This is a genomic window from Phenylobacterium sp., from assembly GCF_036263695.1.
Classification (GTDB): Bacteria; Pseudomonadota; Alphaproteobacteria; order Caulobacterales; family Caulobacteraceae; genus Phenylobacterium.
The window spans coordinates 1-6,083 of record NZ_DATAGM010000446.1; the positions used below are offsets into that span (position 1 = coordinate 1).

Genomic DNA, 6,083 nt, shown 5'->3' on the forward strand with positions numbered 1-6,083 from the left:
GAGCCGTCGCCAATGATCCGGCCCGCCTTCAGCACGACGATGCGGTCGGCCAGCAGCACCGCCTCGGCGATGTCGTGGGTGACCATCAAGGTGGTGAGCCCCAGCCGCTCGTGCAGCGCCCGGTAGTCGGCGCCGAGGGCATCGCGGGTCAGCGGGTCGAGGGCCCCGAACGGCTCGTCCATCAGCATGATCGCCGGCTCGGCCGCCAGCGCCCGGGCGACGCCCACCCGCTGCCGCTGCCCCCCCGACAGCTCGCTCGGGCGCCGGCCGGCGACCTCCGGCGGAAGCGCCGCGAGCTCCAGCAGCTCGGCGACGCGAGCGGCGCGGCGCGGCTCGCCCCAGCCCAGCAGGCGCGGGGTGATGGCGATGTTCTCGGCCACCGTCAGATGCGGGAAGAGGCCGATCTCCTGGAACACATAGCCGATCCGCCGGCGCAGTTCGTGCGGCGCCAGCCCCTCCGCCGCCACGCCCTGCACGCGGACCGCGCCCGCGTCCGGCGTCACGAGGCGGTTCAGCGTCTTGAGCAGCGTCGTCTTGCCGGAGCCCGATCCGCCGATCAGCGCGACGAACTCGCCCGCCGCCACGGACAGGCTCACCGCGTCGAGCGCGGCGACGGCGCCGTAGCGCCTGGAGACGCCCTCGACCTGAATCATCGGCTCGGCCATGGGTCGAAGGGTTAGCACGGCCGAGCCGCGCGCGCCTCCGTGTCAGCCGCCGTCGGCGGCCTTCTCCGGCTTGGCCGGCGGCGGAGCGGCTGCAGCCGGCTGCTTGGCCAAGCTCAAGGCCTCGTCCAGCGAGCGGCCCTCCATGATCGCCTTGGCCGCCAGCACCCCGCCGCCGCCATGCGGCGAGTTCAGCACCGGCGCGAGAACGCGGGCGGCCTCTTCCTTCCGGTCCCGCCGCATAAGCGCCGCGCCCGCGAACAGCGAGATCTCGCTCACCGAGGGCGCCAGCGCCCGCGCCTGGAGCAGCGCCGCGATGTCGTTGTCGGTCGGGAAGCTGGGCTCGAGCGCACGGCTCTTCGCGTAGTGGAAGAGGATGCGGAAATCGTTCTGGTCGAGGGCGTGGGCCTTGCCGAAATAGCGCCGGCCGGCCCGCAGCCGGTCCGGCTTCTGAGCCGGATGCCGATGGCCGGCGAGGTACTGGCCGACGCCCGCCAGAACCAGCGCGTCCTTGTCCTTGGGGTCGGCGGCGATCCGCGCGTCAAGGATCGCGTGCGCCTTATCAACGTCGCCATAGGTGAACTCGGCCCGCGCCAGCGTCATCTCCGCCAGCCGGTCCCCAGGATAGCGGGCCGCCTTGGCGCGGATCTGCGCCAGCAGGCGCGTATCCACCGGCTCCGGCGGGCTGGTCATCAGCCGCAGGTTCTCCAGCAGCAGATCGTCGGCGGAGGCGGGGAGCTGGGTCAGCTTCACGTCCGGATCCGGCTGGTTGTTCTCCAGCAGGATCAGCTGGAGCTTGCGGTAGCGCTGAAGGCGCTTGTCGAGCTGCCGCGGCTCGGCGCCGGTCGCCGCCTTGAATGCGGCCAGCGGATCTTCGCCCCGCGAGATGGCCCGCATGGCGGTGTTAAGCTGGGCGGCGCGTTCGGCGTCGCTGCGCATGTAGTGCATGAGCAGCCAGGCCTGAGCATAGAAGGCGCCGCGCTCTTCCCCCCGCAGGTCCGCCACGCGCTTGGTCAGCAGTTCTTCGACCGGCAGCCAGCGCCCGAACCAGAGGCCCATCACCCGGTTTTCGCTGTAGTCCCCGATCTTGATCTGGGCGGGCGTGATCTCGACCGTCTGGTAGTACTCGGCCCAGCCCTCGACGAACCAGGCCGGATAGGCGGCCGGGAAGTTGGCCAGCATGAAGTGGTGGGCGTACTCGTGGAACAGGATCTGCTGCGCCCCCAGGCCCGGCTGATCCACGTCCGCCACGGCGAACATCGCCTCGTTGTTGCCGACGTAGAAGCCGCCGATCATGCCGTTGGTCTCGGGCCGGACGCGGCGCATCTCGCCTTGGCCGCGGACCAGATAGACCTCGACCTTGCCGCCCGCCGGCCGGTCGGCGGCGACCGGGTTGAGCTGGCGCAGCACGCGATCGAAGACGGTAAGCTTGACCGCGTATTCCCGGACCTGGGACTCTCGCCCCTCTCCGAACACCACGAAGCGGTCCGTCTCGGCCTTGTACCAGGCGGCCTGCGCGCCGGACGCCGGCGCCATCAGAAGGGCCGCGGTCGCCGCCGCCCAAAGGTTGCGCCAGGCCAACAGCCCCATCCCGCCACTCCCCCGATGCACGCGAGGAGTGTAGCGGCGTCACAATGGCTGGTCGAGCGGCAGCGGCGCGGACGCGCCTAGATAGGCGTCAGCCGGCCGGCGCCTCTTCCTTGGAGGCGGATGTCGGCTCAGCTGCCGACTTGGCCTCGGTCTCGAGCGCGTGGACCGCTTGGTCGTAGGTCTTGCCGTCCAGGATCGCCTGGGCGAGCACGGGCGCCGCGCCGCCATGCGGCCAGTTGAGCAACGGCGACAGGACGCTGGCGGCCTCGTCCTTGCGGCCGTGTCGCACCAGGGCCTCGCCCGCGAAGAACGAGATCTCCTGCACCGTCGGGGCCAGGGCGCGGGCCGTCAGCAGCGCCGTGACGTCGTTCTCGTTGGGATAGGCCGGCTCGACCGACCGGCTGCGGGCGTAGTGGTAAAGCGAGCGGAAGTCGTCCTGGTCCAGCTTGTAAGCTTGCATGAATAGCTGGCGCGCGGCCCTGTAGTGCTCGGTTTTGCGGCTCAGGTCCCGTTCCCCGGCAATCCGTTTGCCGACGCCGGCCAGGACCAGGGCGTCCAGGTCCTTAGGATCGGCGGCGATCAGCCCCTGCATGATCGCGTCCCCCGCGGCCACGTCCCCGTAGGTGAACTCCGCGCGCGCGAGCGTCATCTGCGCCAGCCGGTCGCCCGGATAATCGGCGGCCTTCCTGCGGATCTGCTGGAGCAGGCCCCCGTCCGGCCCGCCAGCCGGGCTGGCCATCAGGCGCAGGTTTACCAGCAACAGGTCGTCGGCGGAGGTCGGAAGCACCGTTACGGTGACCGCCGGTGCTGGATAGTTGTTGGCCAGGGTAAGGATCGGCAGCTGGCGATATTTGGCAAGCGCCTTCTCCAGTTCCTTTGGCCCCATCCCTGTAGCCGCCTTGAAGGCGGCGAGCGGCTGTTCGCCCTTGGAGATCGCCAGGATGGCCTTGTTTAGCTGAGCCGCGCGTTCGGGCGTGCTGCTCATGTAGTGCGTCAGGTGCCAGGCCTGGGAGTAGTACATGGCTCGCTGCTTCTCGCTGAGTTGCCCCAGGTGCCGCGTGAGCAGGACGTCCAAGGGGATCCAGCGGCTCTCTAGCAGCCATTGCGCGCGCCCAGGGTTGTAGCGGCCGACCTCGATGACCTTCGGGTTGATCTCCGCGGTCATGAAGTACTCGGCCCAGCCCTCGACGAACCAGGCGGGATAGGCGGCCGGGAAGTTGGCCAGCATGAAGTGGTGGGCGTATTCGTGGAACAGGATCTGCTGGGCCTCCAGGCCCGCGCGGTCCACGTCGGCGACGGCGAACATCGCCTCGTTATTGCCGGTGTAGAAGCCGGCGATGCTGGCGTCGATGCCGGGTCGGACGCGGCGCAACTCGACAAGGCCGCGGACCAGGTAGACCTCGACCTTGCCCCCCGTCGGGCTGTCGGCGGCGGCGGGGTTGAGCTGACGCAGCACGCGGTCGAAGTGGGTGAGCTTGACCGCATACTCGCGGACCCGGGACTCCCGCCCCTCTCCGAACACCACGAAGCGGTCCGTCTCGGCGCGATACCACGCCGCCTGCGCCGCGGACGCCGAGGCCAGCAGACAGGCCGCTGCGGCCACTGCCAAAAGGTTTCGCCAGTTCGCGAGCCCCATCGCGCCACTCCCCCGATGCACGCAGGAAGTGTAGCGGCGTCACAATGGCCGGTCGAGAAGCCGTAGTGCAGGCGCGCCTAGATCGGCATCCGCATGATTTCCTGGTAGGCGGCGATCACCTGGTCGCGGACGGCCATGACGGTCTCGAGGCTCGCCTCGGCGGCGGAGATGGCGGTGACGACGTCGATCAGCTCGGCCTTGCCGGCGACCTGGGCGGCGATCTGCGTCTCGGCCGCCTTGGACGTCTGGGTGACGTCGTTGATGGCGTTGCGGACCAGGTCGGCGAAGCCGGCGCCTTGCGCAGCTTCCGGACCGCCGGCCGCGCCGCCCACGCCCTTCAAGGCCTCGCTTTGGGCTGCGCCGTAGGCTTTTGCGGCGGCGAGCGGAGTGATCATCGGTCAGCCCCTATTTCTTGAGGATGTCGAGCGTGCGCAGCTCCATGGCGCGCTGCGTCTCGATGATGTTGAGGTTGGCCTCGTAGGCCCGCTGGGCCTCGCGCATGTCCATCGCCTCGATGAGGGTGTCGACGTTGGGCAGCTTCACGTAGCCCTTGGCGTCGGCCGACGGGTGGCCGGGGTCGTACTCGGTCTTGAACTCGGAGGGGTCGGCCTGCACGCGGGCCATCTTCACCCCCTCGGCGCCGCCGGCCACCTTGGTCGGCTCGAACACCGGGATTTGCCGCCGGTAGGGATCGCCGCCGGCGGTGCGCGAGGTCGAGTTCGCGTTGGCCAGGTTCTCGGCGATGATCCGCATCCTCGCCTGCTGGGCCTTCAGCGCCGAAGCCGCCGTGGCCATGGTCGCCGCCGAACCGGTCTTGATCTCGGGCACTTACGCGTCTCCTACCTTGGGTTCCGCGCGGCCATGCGCAGCAGGCCCATGGACTTCTGGTAGAAGCCGATGGCGGCGTCGTAGCTCATCCGCGCCTCGCCCATCTTCAGCATCTGCTCCTCGAGGGAGACTGCGTTGCCGTCGAGGGTGACTTCCGAATCCTTGCCTTCGACCGCGCGGTGCGGGCCTGTGCGGCGGACGGTGCCGGAGAGGTGGGCCTTGTTGGTTTTCGCCGGCTGGTCGGCGCCGCCGGGCGCGGCGGCGGCCAGATGAGCCTGAAAGCCGAACGGCTTCAGATCCTGCGGCCGATAGCCGGGGGTGTCGGAGTTGGCGACGTTCTGGGCGATCAGCCGCTGCCGCTCGGAGAGGTGTCCGAGGCGGGACTTCAGCATCGCAAAGAGCGGAATCTCGCCGAGGTTCATGGCGTCCAAAGGTGAAGAAACAGGGTTAACCGCGGCTTAAGGGACTCATCGCCAAATCGCCCTGCAAGACCGGCGCCTCGAAGGGCCGGCGCCCCGAGAGAACCTCGCATCAGATGACCTTCGCCGACTTCGCCCAGGCGGTCTTCGCCCTGGCCCTGGTGCTGGGCCTGATTGGGCTCTGCGCCGTGGCCCTGCGCCGATTCGGGCCCGACGCCCTCTCCCGCTTCATCCCGACCAAGAAGGAGCGCCGGATCCGCATCGTCGAGACGCTGGTGCTCGACCCCGCCCGCCGGCTGGTGCTGGTGGACGTGGACGGGACCGAGCGTCTGCTGCTGCTCGGCGAAGGCCGGGTGATGCCCCACGAGATGCGCGCCGAGGCCGCCGATGCGTAGGGCCCTTCCCGTCCTCGCGGGCCTGGCGCTCCTCGCCCTGCCCGCCCTGGCCCAAGCCCAAGCGGTCAACATCGACCTGGGCACCGGCGCGGGCCTGACCGAGCGGGTGGTCCAGCTGGTCGGCCTGCTGACGGTGCTGTCGCTGGCCCCCTCGATCGTCATCATGACCACCTCCTTCGTGCGGATCGTGGTGGTCCTGGGCCTGTTGCGCACCGCGCTCGGCCTGCAGCAGAGCCCGCCCAACGCGGTGATCGTCAGCCTGGCGCTGTTCCTCTCGGCCATCGTCATGGCCCCGACCTTCGAGCGCTCCTACGAAGAGGGCATCCGCCCGCTGCTCGACCAGCAGATGGAGCTGCCCGTCGCCTTCGAGGCCGCCGGCGCGCCGGTGAAGACCTTCATGCTCAGCCAGGTGGACCAGGACGACCTCGCCCTGTTCGTCCGCCTCTCCCGCGTCGAGCGCCCGGCCACGGCCCAGGAGCTGCCTCTGCGGGTGGTCACGCCCGCCTTCATGATCAGCGAGCTGAAGCGGGCCTTCGAGATCGGCTTCCTGCTG

General features: G+C 69.7%; 8 protein-coding genes. 2 read left to right on the plus strand and 6 right to left on the minus strand.

Annotation, left to right across the window (positions count from 1 at the left end; translation table 11 throughout):
* From VHK87_RS17950 to flgB, 6 genes are all read right to left on the minus strand, one after another.
* The coding region (locus tag VHK87_RS17950) for an ATP-binding cassette domain-containing protein (protein ID WP_329636262.1) at positions 1–653 on the minus strand (653 nt) is incomplete at its 3' end.
* Between the two features lie 54 nt (positions 654–707).
* Positions 708–2,252, minus strand: a complete 1,545-nt coding sequence (locus VHK87_RS17955; protein WP_329636263.1) for a hypothetical protein — start codon at positions 2,250–2,252, stop codon at positions 708–710.
* 88 nt (positions 2,253–2,340) lie between these two features.
* The gene (locus VHK87_RS17960; protein WP_329636264.1) at positions 2,341–3,888 is read right to left on the minus strand and encodes a hypothetical protein; all 1,548 of its coding nucleotides are present in this window, start codon (positions 3,886–3,888) and stop codon (positions 2,341–2,343) included.
* Between the two features lie 77 nt (positions 3,889–3,965).
* A complete protein-coding gene (fliE, locus tag VHK87_RS17965; protein ID WP_414694166.1) occupies positions 3,966–4,280 on the minus strand; it encodes a flagellar hook-basal body complex protein FliE in 315 nt (104 codons plus the stop codon).
* A 13-nt stretch (positions 4,281–4,293) separates the two neighbouring features.
* Positions 4,294–4,716, minus strand: coding sequence for a flagellar basal body rod protein FlgC (flgC, locus tag VHK87_RS17970; protein WP_329636266.1), 423 nt, complete (start codon positions 4,714–4,716; stop codon positions 4,294–4,296).
* 11 nt (positions 4,717–4,727) lie between these two features.
* On the minus strand, positions 4,728–5,138 hold the full coding sequence (flgB, locus tag VHK87_RS17975) for a flagellar basal body rod protein FlgB (RefSeq protein ID WP_329636267.1): 411 nt from the start codon (positions 5,136–5,138) through the stop codon (positions 4,728–4,730).
* A 113-nt stretch (positions 5,139–5,251) separates the two neighbouring features.
* On the opposite strand from flgB, the gene VHK87_RS17980 reads away from it, so the two are divergent.
* Together VHK87_RS17980 and VHK87_RS17985 are read left to right on the plus strand one after the other, a co-directional pair.
* Positions 5,252–5,530, plus strand: coding sequence for a flagellar biosynthetic protein FliO (locus tag VHK87_RS17980; protein ID WP_329636268.1), 279 nt, complete (start codon positions 5,252–5,254; stop codon positions 5,528–5,530).
* Positions 5,523–6,083, plus strand: a 561-nt coding sequence (locus tag VHK87_RS17985; RefSeq protein WP_329636269.1) for a flagellar biosynthetic protein FliP, incomplete at its 3' end; no start/stop codon positions are given. The genes VHK87_RS17980 and VHK87_RS17985, both read left to right, overlap by 8 nt.

Coding starts and splice junctions, on each gene's coding strand:
- VHK87_RS17955 (WP_329636263.1), bottom strand. CDS start 2,252: ATGGGGCTGTTGGCCTGGCGCAACCTTTGGGCGGCGGCGACCGCGGCC.
- VHK87_RS17960 (WP_329636264.1), bottom strand. CDS start 3,888: ATGGGGCTCGCGAACTGGCGAAACCTTTTGGCAGTGGCCGCAGCGGCC.
- flgB (WP_329636267.1), bottom strand. CDS start 5,138: ATGAACCTCGGCGAGATTCCGCTCTTTGCGATGCTGAAGTCCCGCCTC.
- VHK87_RS17980 (WP_329636268.1), top strand. CDS start 5,252: ATGACCTTCGCCGACTTCGCCCAGGCGGTCTTCGCCCTGGCCCTGGTG.